General features: G+C 65.0%; 11 protein-coding genes. 4 read left to right on the top strand and 7 right to left on the bottom strand.

From position 1 onward, the window contains the following. Nucleotides 1-114: 114 nt before the first annotated feature. Both AC066Y_RS20345 and AC066Y_RS20340 read right to left on the bottom strand, forming a co-directional pair. Entirely contained in the window at nt 115-1,527 is a 1,413-nt protein-coding gene (locus tag AC066Y_RS20345) for an MFS transporter (protein ID WP_478275431.1), read from the bottom strand. 155 nt (nt 1,528-1,682) lie between these two features. Then, nucleotides 1,683-2,606, bottom strand: coding sequence for a LysR family transcriptional regulator (locus tag AC066Y_RS20340; RefSeq protein WP_478275430.1), 924 nt, complete (start codon nt 2,604-2,606; stop codon nt 1,683-1,685). 172 nt (nt 2,607-2,778) lie between these two features. Between AC066Y_RS20340 and AC066Y_RS20335 the strand changes: the two genes are divergently transcribed. Next, nucleotides 2,779-3,948, top strand: coding sequence for a CaiB/BaiF CoA transferase family protein (locus AC066Y_RS20335; protein ID WP_478275429.1), 1,170 nt, complete (start codon nt 2,779-2,781; stop codon nt 3,946-3,948). 7 nt (nt 3,949-3,955) lie between these two features. Continuing rightward, nucleotides 3,956-4,903, top strand: a complete 948-nt coding sequence (locus AC066Y_RS20330) for a hydroxymethylglutaryl-CoA lyase (protein ID WP_478275428.1) — start codon at nt 3,956-3,958, stop codon at nt 4,901-4,903. Between the two features lie 100 nt (nt 4,904-5,003). Here AC066Y_RS20330 and nikR read toward each other — a convergent pair whose 3' ends face one another. After that, complete coding sequence (gene nikR / locus AC066Y_RS20325; protein WP_478275427.1) at nt 5,004-5,441, bottom strand: nickel-responsive transcriptional regulator NikR; 438 nt, start codon at nt 5,439-5,441, stop codon at nt 5,004-5,006. A 141-nt stretch (nt 5,442-5,582) separates the two neighbouring features. Between nikR and AC066Y_RS20320 the strand changes: the two genes are divergently transcribed. Then, entirely contained in the window at nt 5,583-7,787 is a 2,205-nt protein-coding gene (locus tag AC066Y_RS20320; protein ID WP_478275426.1) for a TonB-dependent receptor, read from the top strand. On the opposite strand, the gene AC066Y_RS20315 is transcribed toward AC066Y_RS20320, so the two are convergent. Beyond that, nucleotides 7,788-9,386 (bottom strand): glycosyltransferase family 39 protein, encoded by a 1,599-nt coding sequence (locus AC066Y_RS20315; protein WP_478275478.1) that lies wholly within the window; start codon nt 9,384-9,386, stop codon nt 7,788-7,790. Nucleotides 9,387-9,565: 179 nt separating this feature from the next. Next, nucleotides 9,566-10,447, bottom strand: coding sequence for a YiiX/YebB-like N1pC/P60 family cysteine hydrolase (locus tag AC066Y_RS20310; RefSeq protein ID WP_224924146.1), 882 nt, complete (start codon nt 10,445-10,447; stop codon nt 9,566-9,568). Between the two features lie 198 nt (nt 10,448-10,645). Between AC066Y_RS20310 and AC066Y_RS20305 the strand changes: the two genes are divergently transcribed. Beyond that, a complete protein-coding gene (locus tag AC066Y_RS20305) occupies nt 10,646-12,055 on the top strand; it encodes a flavin monoamine oxidase family protein (protein ID WP_478275425.1) in 1,410 nt (469 codons plus the stop codon). A 401-nt stretch (nt 12,056-12,456) separates the two neighbouring features. Here the strand turns inward: AC066Y_RS20305 and AC066Y_RS20300 are convergent, their stop codons facing one another. Next, entirely contained in the window at nt 12,457-13,401 is a 945-nt protein-coding gene (locus tag AC066Y_RS20300; protein WP_478275424.1) for an MBL fold metallo-hydrolase, read from the bottom strand. Between the two features lie 169 nt (nt 13,402-13,570). Next, entirely contained in the window at nt 13,571-14,347 is a 777-nt protein-coding gene (locus tag AC066Y_RS20295) for a sulfite exporter TauE/SafE family protein (protein ID WP_478275423.1), read from the bottom strand. Between the last annotated feature and the right edge of the window lie 182 nt (nt 14,348-14,529).

Here is a 14,529-nt window from a genome sequence, read left to right as displayed (position 1 = left end):
AGCCACCCAATATGGCTTCGGCAAGTGCCGCTCGTGCCGCGGTCACAGCCATTTCGAGCGAAGCCTGCCCCGCAGGTGATGCTGGGTCGACGCCGGTTCGCGCCAAGAAACGCTTTAGGCGTCGAGCGGCTTGCCGCGGACGTTGGGCCCCCAGACACCGATCGTAACAATTACGATCACCATCGCCGCGGTGATCAGGCCGAACACCCCGCTGACGCCGGCCTCCTTCAACATGAACGCCACGATGAAGCCGGAGAAGGTCGCGCTGAGCCGGCTCATCGAATAGACGAGGCCCGCCGCGCGCGCCCGGATCGCGGTCGGGAACACCTCGGTCTGATAGGCGTGATAGGCGTAGGACAGCGTCATGTTGGCGCCCGTCACCAGCACGCCACTGGCGATCAGCAGAACCGGCTCGGTGAGCTGCGCGAAGGCGAGGCCGAACACCGAGATCGCGGCCGCCGCGCCGCAAATGATCCATTTGCGCTCGAAGCGGTCGGCGAAGGTTGCGGCCAGCAGCGGCGCCAGCGGATAGGCGAAGGCGATGATGAAGGAATATTGCAGGCTCTTGGTGACGTTGATGCCCTTCTCGACCAGCAGCGCCGGAACCCAGTTGGAGAAGCCGTAGACGCCGAACGCCTGGCAGAGATTGAAGATCATGAAGAGCACGACGAGCGAGGCGTAGGGCGGCCGGAACAAATCGGCATAGCCGGTCTCGACCGGCGCACGTGCCGGCGCCATCGCGGCTTTAACGGCAGAGCGCGGCGCGGCCGCAGGCGATGAGGCCTCGAGCGTCCGCATGATTGTCTCGGCCTCGGCAAGGCGGCCATGGCGGGCCAGCCAGAGCGGGCTTTCCGGCACGTAGAGCCGCAGCACCCAGATGATCATGCTGGCGGCGGCGCCGATCAGAACCACCCAGCGCCAGCCGTCGATGCCGTAAGGCGAGAGCGGCACCAGCCACCACGACAGCGCGGCGACGATCGGCACCGCCGAAAGCATCACCGCCTGGTTGATCGCAAACGCCCGGCCGCGCATCCAGCTCGGCACCAGCTCGGTGATGTAGGCGTCGATGGTGATGACCTCGATGCCGATCCCGATTCCGGCGATGAAGCGCCACAGCAGCACGCCGCCGGGGGTGGTCTGGCACGCCATGATCACCGACGCCGCGCTGTAGAACAGCAGCGAATAGGTGAAGACGGCCTTGCGCCCGTAGCGATCGGCGAGGAAGCCGAGGCAGAAGGTGCCGATGAACAGTCCGGCGAAAGTCGCCGCGACGAAGGCGCCGATCCCGGAGAAGCCGAAAAAGGCCTGTGTCGTCGTGGTCATCAGCCCGCTACGGGCGAGGCCCGGCGCGATATAGCCGGTGAAGAACAGATCGTAGATTTCGAAGCAGCCGCCGAGCGAGAGCAGGATCACCAGCCGCCAGACGTAGCCGGAGGTGGGCAGCGCTTCGAGCCGCCGCGAAATCTCGTCCGGCCCGCTTGTCGTGTTGGCAAGATCGGCAACCGAGCCGAGTTCGACAGCGCTCATGATGGTCCTCCCCGAATGGTTCAACGGCCGCCTTTCTTGCGAAGGCGTGCCGGCTAGGCATGTTTGGCAGCCGGGTGCCAGAAATCCAGACGAACATATCGAAGGGATCGTTCGATATTTTCGATAGGGCCGTTTCTGATGCGCTTGAAAGCGCTTCAGATCAGCAGCGTTGCCTCCCACGCGCCGCGCCCGACCTGTTCGGCGATCAGGGAGCGGATCAGCCGGCACATCTCCTCCATGGCATAGGTCATTGGCCGGTTGCGCAAGCGGCAGAGATAGAGCGTGCGGCTCAGCCTGGGTTCGATCACCTCGCGTGCGACCAGCAGGCGCGCTTTCAATGGCTCGCTGACGAAATGCGTCGTCGCGATCGTGCAGCCGAGGCCCGCGGTCAAGGCACCGATCATGCCGCTGGTTGAATTGAGGTGCAGGATTGCATTGGCCTCCAGCCGCTTCAGCGGCACGGGGTCGTCCAGCAGTGCGCGGGCCGACAGCCCGTGCCGCAGCAGGATCAGCGGCAGCTGGGCCACCTGCTCGAACGTGATCGGTCCCTTCTTGCCGATCAGCTTCTCGGTGCCGACGCAGAACATCTGCTCCTCGAGCACCGGCTCGGCGATCAGGTCCTTTTCCGACGGCGGATTGTAAACCAGCGCGAGGTCGACATCGGAGCTCATCAAATGCAGCAGCGTCGCGCCGGAGAGACTCTCGGTCAGCGACAGCTTCAGGTTCGGATACTTCGCCAGCACGGTCCGCATCAGCGGCACGCCGATCGCCTTCATCCCGGAATTGGCCATCCCGATCGAGATCTCACCGGCAATCGCGCTGCCGCCTTCCTTGATCTCGCGCTCGGCCGCCGCCATCGCGCGCAGGATGATGCGGGCATGCTCGTAGAGCCGCTCGCCCGCCGCGGTCGGTTCCATGCCGCGCGGCTTGCGCTCGAACAGCGGCGTCGCGAATTCCGCCTCGAGATTGGCGATGTGGTGGCTAAGCGCGGATTGCGCGACATTGGCCTGATCCGCCGCCCGCGACAAGTTGCGTTGCTCGTAAACCGCGATGAAATAGCGAAGCTGGCGCGAATCCATGAGGGTTCTGCGTTCTAGAACGACGAATGCACTATTCGACAGATTATATTTTTCAGATAGCGTGCGGAAGCCTAACCTGCGCCGATCACAAAGCGTTTTCGAGCGAAGTGGGTACCGGTTCGCGTGAAGAAAACGCGTCTGAACAAAGAGCGCAACGAGCACGGAGAAACCGATGACCGGGAGCGGACTGCCGCTGGAAGGCGTGAGGGTCGTCGAGATGACCCACATGGTGATGGGGCCGACCTGCGGGATGATCCTGGCGCAACTCGGCGCCGAGGTGATCAAGGTCGAGCCTCCCGCGGGCGACAAGACCCGCTCGCTTGGCGGCATGGGCGTCTCGTTCTTCCCGCTGTTCAACCGCGGCAAGCGCAGCGTCGTGCTCGATTTCGCCAGGCCCGAGGACCGCGACACAATGCATCGGCTGCTCGCCGGCGCCGACGTGTTCCTGGAGAATTTTCGTGACGGCCAGCTCGACAAGCAAGGCCTTGGGCCTGAGGAGCTGCGCGCGAAATATCCGCATCTGATCATCGCCGGCCACAAGGGATTTCTCTCTGGCCCCTACGATCATCGCCCGGCGCTCGACGAGGTCGTGCAGATGATGTCGGGGCTCGCGGCGATGACCGGCACGCGCGACAAGCCGCAGCGCGTCGGCTCTTCCGCCAACGACATCATGGGCGGCATGTTCGGTGTGATCTCGATCCTCGCTGCGCTCTATCAGAAGCGTGGCGGCAACGGGAACGGTGCCGACATCCGCATCGGCCTGTTCGAGAACTGCCTGTTCCTGGTCGCCCAGCACATGGTCGAGTACGAGATGACCGGGCGCAAGCCGCGCTCCATGCCGGAGCGCGAGCATGCCTGGCCGATCTACGACATCTTCGATGCCGCCGGCGGCGAGCGCATCTTCATCGGGGTCGTCACCGAAGGCCATTGGCAGAGTTTTTGCCGCGAGTTCGGCCTGCAGGAGTTCGCCGACGATCCGACGCTGCGCTCGACCACGGATCGCATCATGGCGCGTGACCGGATCATTCCTCGCGTCGCCGAGGTGATCAAAGGCTGGAACGTCGCCGACCTCTCGGCCAGGCTCGACGCGCTCAACATCTGCTTCTCGCCGATCAACCGGCCGGAGGATCTGCTGCAGGACCCGCATGTGCTGCGGCCCGGCGGGCTCGTCAACAATGTCAACACCGACGGCAAGCCGTTCCGCGTTCCGGCGCTTCCGGTCGAATGGAACGGCAGCCATATCGGCGAAGGCCTGAAAGTGCCGGTGCTTGGCGCCGATACCGATGCGGTCCGCGCCGAGCTCGCACAACAGAAGATTTCACCAACCGGAAACGCTGCGTGAGGCTGACATGACCCGCGTCCACGATATCTATCCCAACGACAAGGTAAGCTTGCGCGAAGTCGGTCTGCGCGACGGCCTGCAGCTCGTGAAGACATTCCCGTCGACCGCCGCGAAGCAGCGCTGGGTGCGCGACGAATATGCCGCCGGCGTCAGGCATTTCGAGGTCGGCTCGTTCCTGCCGGCCAAGACTTTCCCGCAATTCGTCGATGTCCGCGATGTCATCGCAACCATTGCTGCGCTGCCCGGCGCGCATGGTGTCGCGCTGGCGCTGAACGAGCGCGGCGTCAACGAAGCGCTGGCCTCGGGTGTCGCCGAGATCGCCTCGGTGGTGTCGGCGACCGAGGAGCACAGCCAGGCCAATGCCAACCGCTCGCGTGAGTCGGCGATCGAGAACATCAAGCGCCTCTGTGAATTGCGCGACGCCAGCGCGCACAAGCCGCTGGTCAATGCCGCGATCTCGATGGGGCTGGGCTGCTCGATTGTGGGCGCGGTCGACCCGAAGGAGGTGCTGCGCCTCACCGAGAAGCTCTATGAGGTCGGCGTCGACATGGTCGCGATTGCCGATACCGTCGGCTATGCCGGGCCGAAGCAGGTCGGTGAGCTGACGCGCGGCGCGGTGAAGATCGCCGGCTCCAAGCCGGTCTGTGTCCATCTGCACGACACCCGCGGCATGGGCATCGCGAACGCCTCCGCCGCGCTCGATGAAGGCGCCCGTGTGCTCGACGGCTCGCTCGGTGGCCTCGGCGGCTGCCCGTTCGCACCGGGCGCCACCGGCAATGTCGTGTTCGAGGATCTCGTCTTCCTCTGCGAGAGCAAGGGATTTCCGACCGGCATCGATCTCGACCGCCTCATCGAGGTGCGCGCGATCCTGAAGTCCGAGATGCCGAACGAGCAGCTCTATGGCGGCCTCGCCCGCGCCGGCCTGCCGCGTGGCGCCAAGGCGAAGGCGGCGTAGCGAATTCAATTGCGTAGCCCGGATGAAGCGAAATCCGGGGTCTTGCGTTCGCGGGTGGACCGTCCCGGATTTCGCTACGCTCCATCCGGGCTACGAGACCTCAATCGTGCCGGTGCCCCCGCTTGCGCGGCTTATTGTCCGCCGCGGTCGGGATCATCACGACGCGGCCGTAGCGCACGCCGCGCTCGGCGATGATGTGATCGGCGAGATGGCGGACCTCGCCGCTCGGGCCCTTCAGCGCCGTCACCTCCATGCAGCTGTCGTCGTCGAGATGCACATGCAGCGTCGCCAGCGACAAATCGTGATGGCCGTGGAAATTCTGTACCAGCCGCTTCGACAGGTCGCGCGCGGCGTGATCATAGACATAGACCAGCGCCGCGACGCATTGCCCTGACGGCGCCGCCTCCGCGCTCTGTTGCAGGCCGGCGCGCGCGAGGTCGCGGATGATCTCGGAGCGGTTCTGATAGCCGCGCGCCTCGGCGGCGGCGTCGATCTCCGCGAGCAGATCATCCTCGATGGTGATGGTGATGCGTTGCATGGACTATCCGTGTTGCTGAGCGCCAGTATGATATTTCTATTGTAACGTCATACCGCGCTTGCTAGCGTTGGCGTGCCGGGATTGGTTGGGCTGGTGCGGTCGCCGCGTGACTGTAGCAGGTATCATGCTGGGGCATGGGCGTTGCGTCGTATTGTATGGCGGATATTTCCCGCCGCCGCATCCATTGCGGCATGGGCGCCGGTCGCCGACGCGCAGACGCTTCCCGCCGCGACCGATCAGCTGCCGCCGGTGACGGTGACGTCGCCCGATCATGCTCCGCCCAAACGCGCCAAGCCGTTGCAGCGTCCACGGCACGTCGCCGCGAATCACGACCGGCCGGCCGCGCCGCAACCGAGTCAGCCCATCTCTGCGGCCAGCGGAATCACCGGCGGTTCCGCGAACGTAGCCGCATCCAATCTCCAACCGACCGCCGCCAGCGCGCGGCAGATCAGCGGCGAGGAATTGAATGCGCGACCGGTTTCGCGCGTCGGCGAAGTGCTGGAGGCGGTGCCGGGGCTGATCGTCACCCAGCATTCCGGCGAGGGCAAAGCCAACCAGTATTTTCTGCGCGGCTTCAATCTCGACCACGGCACCGATCTCGCCATCACTGTCGACGGCATGCCGGTCAACATGCCGACCCATGGTCACGGCCAGGGCTATGCCGACATCAATTTCCTGATCCCGGAGTTGATCCAGTCGATGGATGTCCGCAAGGGTCCGTACTACGCCGACAAGGGCGACTTCGCGTCCGCCGGCGCCGTCGATATCAACTATCTCGACCCGCTTTCCAAGAACATCGTGGAGCTGACCGCGGGCAGCTTCGGCTATCGGCGCGCGATGGCCGCGGGTTCGACCAGGGTCGGTGATGGCACGCTGCTCGCAGCCTTCGAGGCCAACAGATACAACGGCCCGTGGGACGTGCCGGACGACATCCACAAGCTGAACGGCGTCGTGCGCTACAGCCAGGGCACCGCGACCGACGGCTTCTCGCTGACTGCGATGGTCTATTCCAACGGCTGGAATTCGACCGACCAGGTCGCGCAGCGCACCATCGATCAGGGCCTGATCGGCCGTTACGGTTCGCTCGATCCGACCGACGGCGGCACGTCCAGCCGCTTCAGCCTGTCGGGCAATTGGGCGCAGTCCAGCGACTACGGGCAGACCAGGCTCAACGCCTATGTGATCCGCTCGTCGTTGCAGCTCTACAACGACTTTACTTATTTCCTCGACGACCCCGTCAATGGCGACCAGTTCAGCCAGGCCGACAAGCGCACCGTCTATGGCTTCGATGCCAGCCACGCCGCCGATGTCCGCATCGCCGGCATCGACACACAGGCGCGGGTCGGCGCGCAGACCCGCTACGACAACATCAATGTCGGCCTGTTCAAGACCGCGCAGCGCGAGATCCTGTCCACCGTGCGCAATGACCAGGTGCAGGAGGGCAGTGTCGCGCTATGGGCCGATACCACCGCGCGCTGGACCGACTGGCTGCGCACCACCGTCGGCATCCGCGAGGATTATTTTGCCGGCCACGTGCTGAGCGACATGCCGCAGAATTCCGGCAACGCGCAGGCGGCGATGACGAGCCCGAAGGCCGGCATCGTGCTCGGTCCCTGGTCCAAGACCGAGTTCTACGGCAATGCCGGCTTCGGCCTGCACTCCAATGATATCCGCGGCGCGACCATCACCGTCGATCCCAACGACAAGGTGACGCCGCTCGATCGCGTGCCGCTGCTGGTGCGCTCGAAGGGTGCCGAGCTCGGCATCCGCACCAAGGCAATCGACGGCCTCACCTCGTCGCTTGCGGTCTTCGTGCTCGACTTCGATTCCGAGCTGCTGTTCGTCGGCGATGCCGGCACCACCGAGCCCAGCCGGCCGAGCCGGCGGGTCGGCGTCGAGTGGACCAACCAGTACAAACTGCTGCCGTGGATGAGCCTCGATTTCGACCTCGCCTATACCCGCGCCCGCTTCACCGATTATGATCCGGTCGGCAACTTCATTCCCGGCGCACCGGCCTGGGTCGCCAGCGGCGGCGTCACCTTCGGTCGCGACACCGGCTGGTTCGGCAGCCTGCGCGCCCGCTATTTCGGTCCGCGTCCGCTGATCGAGGACGACAGCGTCCGTTCGCTGTCGTCCTTCATCGTCAACGCCCGCGCGGGTTACAAATTCGACAACGGCGTGCGGCTGCAGCTCGACGTCCTCAATCTCCTCAACGCGCAAACCAACCAGATCGAATATGACTATCTGTCGCGGCTGCCGGGCGAACCGATCGACGGCGTCGCCGACCGTCATTTGCATCCCGCCGAGCCGCTTGCCGTGCGCCTGACGCTGGCGGCGACGTTCTGATCAGTCGCGCGCGCGGCGGCTTGAGCTGAAATCCTCGACATCGGGCTGCACCGGGGGTGTTTCGCGATAGGGCGGTACGATCAGCATCACGACCCGCCGTGTCCGGCTGGCCCTGCCCAGCAGCGTCGCCTGGGCATCAAACTCGGAGCGAAAGACGTCGGTCGCGCGCAACGTCGTGCGCTCCATCCAGCTCAGGCAGTCCGACTGGTCGGCGAAGCACAATGCAGCCCAGCCGCGATCGAGCGTGGTCTTGCGCGGCAAGCCCCAGGTGTACTGATAGGCGAACGGCCGGGCATAGAACGGATGATCCGGGCTGTAGAAGGCGGCAGCGAAGGCGAGCGCGTCGTCGCCACTGACGGCGACGAGCGGCGTCTCCGCCGCGTCGTGCCATCGCGCGGTGAGCTCCGCCGCGGCGGCGCGATAGAAGTCGCGGCCTTCCTTATAGCCGTAAGCGTTGCGATAGAGGGCATGGATCGGAGCGCCGACGACGACGGCGAGAATGGCGATCCCGACCACCATGACGGTCAGGTTGACCGCGTAGAAGCGCTCGATCGGGTACCTCGTTGCGCACACGATCAGAACCACGAACAGGAAGAGACCCTGCACCGCCCAGAGTGACGGCAGGTCGGTGCCGATCGCAAGCGAGACGATCACCGGAAACAGGATGGTCCCAATTGCGACCAGCAGCAACAAACGGAGCCCTGGGTTCATCGCGCGGAAATCGGCCGGCAGCCGCGCCAGCCGCGGGCCGGCAATGAACACCCATGTCACCGCCGCGACCGAAAGGGCCGCGATCAGGCCCGTGATGAAGTAGGTGACTTCCCACAACGCGGCGACGAGATCGGCGCCGGCATGCGCGAGCGCATAGTCGAACGGCGTTGCTCCTGTGGTGGCGAGCCAGTGCAGATGCGGGCCAAGCACGAGCGTGCCAGCCAACGCCGAGATCCAGGGCGAGGCCGACAGCAGATAGCGGCGGCGGTCCGGATGCAGCACGGCTGCGAAGACGAAGCTCGCGACCAGGAAGATCGAATAATATTTGCCGAGCATCGCCAGTGCGCACGCCGCGCCCGCCGCGATCGCCCAGCCGAGCTGCCTAGGCGCCTCGAACGCACGCAGGCAGCAATAAGTCGCCAGCGGCCAGACTGCTAGCAGCACGGTGTTCGCATTGAAGCGCTGGGCGTGGAATTGATAGACCGGCAGCAGCATCAGCAGCAGCAGCACGATCGCCCGCTTCTCGCCACGGACAAAGCGGCGGGCAATAAGGTCGACCGCCCACAGCGCCACGGCCGCATTGACCATCGCCATCAGCTGCAGCGACCAGTCGGTCAGGGGGAAGATCGCCGTCCATCCCCGTGTGATCCAGCCCATCAACGGCGGATGCTTGGGGTATCCCCATGCGAGGTGCCGGCCGAGCGTCCAAGTCTCGAGCACGTCCGGATGCAGGCCGGCGCCGAGATAGGCGATGACGAGATACGTGGTCCAGGTCGCGATAAAGAGGACGAGCAGAATCGGGATCGACCACCCGGTCTCGATTCCCTCCAGCCATTTGATCAATGGACGGCGCCAGCGCGCCGGATCCTTGTCCGACGCGGCAGCCATCGCCGAGAAATTGATAAGCGAAAGCACCGTAAAACTACCGAATGAAAGCAGGCGTGAAGCGCGCGCACCCTAGTGATACGAGCGCGAGAACTCAACGACGAAGCCCGATGACGAGACGAATTCCAGATCGGGGTTGAGGCGGCCAGCGCTCGACGTGTCGAGCCTGACGCCTGCGGCCATCACACCGGTGCGGTTTCTGCCGCCGTCACTTCCGCAGCCGGAAGCGTCGCCTCTTCGTCAATCGCTTCAGGAGCAAGCGGCGGCGACTTGTACTCTGGAAACACACTGAATTCGCCCGCTACCTCCTGGAGCGGCTTCTGCTTGTCGGCCCAGTGCAGGGCCGTGTAGTCGAAACCGTGCACGATGGTGGGTTTGACGATTTCGAAATAGGGCGAGATGTCGAAGTCGCGCGGCATGTAGAGCGAGGAATCGCGGATGTGCAGGATCTCGCGGCGCGCCTTGCGGCTGGCAGCACGCGTGATCTTGGGCAGGATCGGATAGCGCACGGCGTCGAACGCCTGCGCGATCAGCGCCGAACAGATGATCTTGGTCGGATCGCCGGAGCCGAACGCGATCATGCGGCGCCGCCAGCGCTGCGGGATCGGCAGCGGAAACAGATAGCGCGCGAGATCGACGATGTTCTTGGTGTCGTAGCCGAAGCCGATGCGGTTGATGGCGTAGCGGCACACCGTGGTGCGGTCCTCGAAGGACAGCCCGACCGGACGGCAGAGGCGGGTGTGATAGGACAGGTATTTCGACAGCGGCGCGGAGGTCACGCCGTCGCCGATATTGGCCTCGATCAGCACATGCTGTTCGCCGTCAGGCTCGAACGCGCCGTCGATCGGTCCAACGAAAAGCGCGGCATGCGACCAGGTCGATTGCGTGAGGTATTTGATGATGCCGGAGATCCGGTTGTTGCCCTCGACCAGCAACACATCGCCGGGCTGCATGATGCCCCGCAGATGGTCCGGGTCGCTCGGCGTGAATGGCTCGTAACCGGGGACCTCCTTCTGCAGGTACCCCGCGATCCATTTACCGACGGTATCGAGCATTACGCCCATGGATTCCCCCCAGCGGTTCTACGACCGCTTCTGTTCACTTAATCATGGTCGCAAGCCGTTGCAATTTAGTTCATGCCATCGGCGGATCAATCATGATTGATTTACCATGATGGTTGCTGCGGTCGGTGAGATGCGGCACAGTTCGCGAAGCGTTCCCATTCTCTGCAAGTCCTCGGAAACCATGCCAGAAGCTATGTCATGACAGTGACCCGCCGCGATTTCCTGTCGGCGTCCGCAGCTCTGGCGCTGGCGCCCGTGCTGGGCGGCCGGGTTGTCGCTGCGCCGCTGCCGCGCGAGGCCGACATCGTCGTGATCGGCGCGGGTGCGGCGGGCATTGCCGCGGCGCGACGGATCGCCGCTGCGAACCGCAAGGTGATCGTGGTGGAGGCGTCCGGGCAGGTCGGCGGCCGCTGCCAGACCGATGCATCGACCTTCGAGGTGCCGTTCGACCGCGGCGCGCGCTGGATGCACAATCCCGAAACCAATCCGATGATCCGGCTGGCGCGCTCCGTGGGCCTCGACATCGTCACCGCGCCTGCAGGGCAGAAGATTCGCATCGGCCGGCGCTACGCCCGCCCCGGCGAGACCGAGGAGTTTCTGGCGGCGCTGGTGCGCGCCAATCGCGCCATCGACGACGCCTCGCGCAAGGCCGATATCGCCTGCGCCGCGGCAATGCCGAAGGATCTCGGCGATTGGGCCGGCACTGCGGAATTCCTGCTCGGCGCCAATTTCAGCGGCAAGGATCTGAAGGACCTTTCGGCCGTCGACAAGGTGCGTGCGCAGGATCGCAACACCGCGATCGCCTGCCGGCAGGGGCTCGGCGCGCTGATCGCGAAGCTCGGCGAGCAGCTTCCGCTGGCGCTGTCGACACCGGCGCAGCGCATCCTCTGGAGCAATCGCGACGTGATGGTCGAGACGCCTTCCGGCAAGATCACCGCGCGCGCCGCCATCGTCACGGTGTCGAGCAACGTGCTGGCGAGCGGCAATATCAAGTTTGCGCCTGAGATCCCGAAGCGCACGCTCGACGCCGCCGCCAAGCTCGGCCTCGGCAGCTACGATCGCATCGCGTTGCAGATTCCCGGCAATCCGCTCGGGCTGTCGCGCGACGACGTCATCATCGAGCAGAGCAATTCGACCAGGACGGCGCTGCTCTACGGCAATATCGCGGGCTCCTCGCTGTGCACGCTCGACGTCGCGGGCTCGTTCGGCCGCGACCTGTCGGCGCAGGGCGAGAAGGCGATGTCCGCCTTCGCGGTGGAATGGCTGACCAAGCTCTATGGCAGCGAGGTCGGCGCTGCCGTGAAGAAGACCAGCGCGACGCGCTGGAATGCACAGCCCTTCATCCTCGGCGCGATGTCGGCGGCTGTCCCCGGCGCGCAACTTTCCCGCAGGATCCTGTCCGAGCCGATCGGCGCGATGTATCTCGCGGGCGAGGCCACGCACGAGACGCTGTGGGGCACGGTCGACGGCGCCTGGGAAAGCGGCGAGCGCGCCGCCGACGCCGCGCTGCGCAGGATCGGCGGGGCGAAGGATGCGACACCGGAGCCCGCAGCGCCCGCTGCAAAACACAAGCGCCGCGCGCCGCGTTCTGCCGGGCCGATGAATTGATGGCTGTGTGAGATCAGGCATCGCGATCTGACAGGCTGGCAGAACGAGGTCGCCGAGCAACAGGTGTCGTCCCGGCGAAAGCCGGGACCCATAACCACCGAACCATGTTATCGAAGTGAGCTGGAGCCCCAGCGTGGCGTCGCAATGACCATCGGTGTTTATGGGTCCCGGGTCGCGCTACGCTTGCCCGGGACGACGCGGAATTTGTTTCACGACCTGAGAGTCATACATCCGCATTCTGGCGACATGATTTGGCCTCCGGTAAACCGAAATATTGCTGCGGGGCTTGCGCCGTCGGGCAACTCAGTGGTTAGGGGTGGCGACTCTCTCTCTCTCTCTCGTCATTCCGGGGCGTGCGAAGCACGAGCCCCGGAATGACGAGTGCAGAGCGTTTCGCCGGCTCACACCGGCAGCTTCAGCTCCATCAGATCCTTGGCGACCACGATGCGGCCCTTGAAATTCGTCTTCACGTCTCTGGTCCAGTCGTCGTCGGTGACATCAGGGTCGTCGCCGGGGACGAAATGGCTCAGCACCAATGTCTTCACGCCAGCGGCGGCTGCGATGCGGCCGACGTCTTCGGTCGAGGTGTGGCTGTCGAGCAGATGCTTCTTCAAGGTCGCGCCGTTCTTGGTCTTCGCCACCAGCCGATCGACCGCGGGAATGTAGAGGCATTCGTGCACCAGCACGTCGGCGCCCTTGGCGAACTCGGCCAGCTTCGGATTGTAGGCGGTGTCGCTGGAGAACACGATCGTGCCGTCCGGGGTCTCGAACTTGTAGGCGAAGTTGTCCGTGATGGGCGGATGCGGCGTGCGGAACGCGGTGACGGTGACGTCAGGCGTCTTCAGCACCACACCGTCGTCGGTGATGTCCTTGGCGATCAGCAGCTTGCGCGGATCGGGCCGGCCTTCGTCCGCGATCCGGGTCTCGACGTCGAACTTGTTCAGCTCCCAATATTCCCTGGTCATCGCCTCGATCCCCTTGGGACCGAACGAATGGATCGGCGTCGACAGGCCGGCTGCCCAGGCGTTGTAGAACAGATTGCCGTATTCCAGATTGTGATCGGAATGGTGGTGGCTGATGAAGATGTACTTCACGGAAGGGATCGGCACGCCGGCGTTGACCAGCTGCCGGCTGACTCCCATGCCGCAATCGATCACGAACGGCGTGTCGTTGACGACGACGAGATTGGCCGGATTGGAGGCGCCGTTGCCGACCCGTGGGCCGCCCTTGGTGCCGAGGAACACGATCCGCGTGCGCGGCTTTGCGCCCTGCGCGCGCACCGCCGGCGCTGCGAGCAGAGCGGCGCTGCCGAGCGCCAGTTTCAATGCATTGCGGCGATCGATCATGGTGTTCCTCCCCTTTTCTTCTCCCTCGCCCCGCGCTTGCGGGGAGAGGGAGGAGTGAGGGGTGGCGCCGCAAATTCGAAAGACGTCAGTATGCGGAGAGCCCCCTCACCCGGATTGCTACGCAATCCGACCTCTCCCCGCAAGCGGGGCGAGGTGGTTCAGCGTCCGCCTAGCCGCCGCGCAAAATGCCATCAAGCGCCGGCAGGCCGACGATGACGGCCGCCGCGATCAGCGCGTAGCAGATCGCGCGAAACACCTGCTCGCTTGCCTTGCCGAACAGCGACGCGCCGAACCAGACGCCGATGCCGTAGACGGGGCCGACGATCAGCGAGAACTTGATCGACTCGATCGTGATCAATCCGGTGAACCAGTAGCTGACCAGCGAGAAGAAATCCGAGGCGCCGAAGAACAGCACGATGTTGGCGCGCGAGATCACCGACGAGATCGGGCGTCCCAGCCAGTAGGCGACGATCGGCGGGCCGCCGGTCTGCGCAAGGCCGCTGCAGAAGCCGGAGAGGCCGCCGACGCCGATCGAGAGCGCGGCGTGATCCTTGCCGTGATAGCGCCAGCCCGACAGCAGCAGCGCGAGCAGCGCCGCGACGAAGCAGGAGATGATCCAGCGTGTGGTCACGGGCTCGAGCACCGTCAGGAAATAGGTGCCGATGGGAACGCCGACCAACGCGCCGGCGACCATGACCGCGGTCGCCTTGCGATCGGCATGGGTCCAGGCGTTGGGCAGCAGCGGCGCGGCGGCGACGAAGTCGATGATCAGCAGCAGCGCCGCCACCAGCCGAGGCGCCGCCACGCTGCTCGCGAGCGGCATGAAGATCAGCGCCGAGCCGAAGCCCGAGAAGCCGCGCGCTGTGCCCGACACGAAAGCGATCGCGCAGATCGCAAGCGCGATGTTCGTGCTGATGTCGGACGGGATGAGGGAGGGGGAGGTCATGCGGGGCTGGGAGTGAGGTTCGATCTGCTGTTCGGTGCGCGCGCTCGCACTACGGTTCTAACGCAACTGCACCTCTGTCAGACCGTCATCCTGAGGTGCGAGCGGAGCGAGCCTCGAAGGATGAACGGCCGCAGTCGGGCCGTCGACCCTTCGAGACGGCCGCTACGCGGCCTCCTCAGGGT

The sequence above is a fragment of the Bradyrhizobium sp. USDA3010 genome (genome assembly GCF_056429065.1).
The sequence above is the reverse complement of the archived record's forward strand: the minus strand, read 5'-3'. Positions and strand labels throughout refer to the sequence as shown.

What these genes read in the sequence shown, in the direction of transcription:
- AC066Y_RS20335 (WP_478275429.1), top strand. Translation starts at nt 2,779, where the DNA reads ATGACCGGGAGCGGACTGCCGCTGGAAGGCGTGAGGGTCGTCGAGATG.
- AC066Y_RS20295 (WP_478275423.1), bottom strand. Translation starts at nt 14,347, where the DNA reads ATGACCTCCCCCTCCCTCATCCCGTCCGACATCAGCACGAACATCGCG.
- AC066Y_RS20315 (WP_478275478.1), bottom strand. Translation starts at nt 9,386, where the DNA reads ATGGCTGCCGCGTCGGACAAGGATCCGGCGCGCTGGCGCCGTCCATTG.
- AC066Y_RS20310 (WP_224924146.1), bottom strand. Translation starts at nt 10,447, where the DNA reads ATGGGCGTAATGCTCGATACCGTCGGTAAATGGATCGCGGGGTACCTG.
- AC066Y_RS20305 (WP_478275425.1), top strand. Translation starts at nt 10,646, where the DNA reads ATGACAGTGACCCGCCGCGATTTCCTGTCGGCGTCCGCAGCTCTGGCG.
- nikR (WP_478275427.1), bottom strand. Translation starts at nt 5,441, where the DNA reads ATGCAACGCATCACCATCACCATCGAGGATGATCTGCTCGCGGAGATC.
- AC066Y_RS20340 (WP_478275430.1), bottom strand. Translation starts at nt 2,606, where the DNA reads ATGGATTCGCGCCAGCTTCGCTATTTCATCGCGGTTTACGAGCAACGC.
- AC066Y_RS20345 (WP_478275431.1), bottom strand. Translation starts at nt 1,527, where the DNA reads ATGAGCGCTGTCGAACTCGGCTCGGTTGCCGATCTTGCCAACACGACA.
- AC066Y_RS20330 (WP_478275428.1), top strand. Translation starts at nt 3,956, where the DNA reads ATGACCCGCGTCCACGATATCTATCCCAACGACAAGGTAAGCTTGCGC.
- AC066Y_RS20300 (WP_478275424.1), bottom strand. Translation starts at nt 13,401, where the DNA reads ATGATCGATCGCCGCAATGCATTGAAACTGGCGCTCGGCAGCGCCGCT.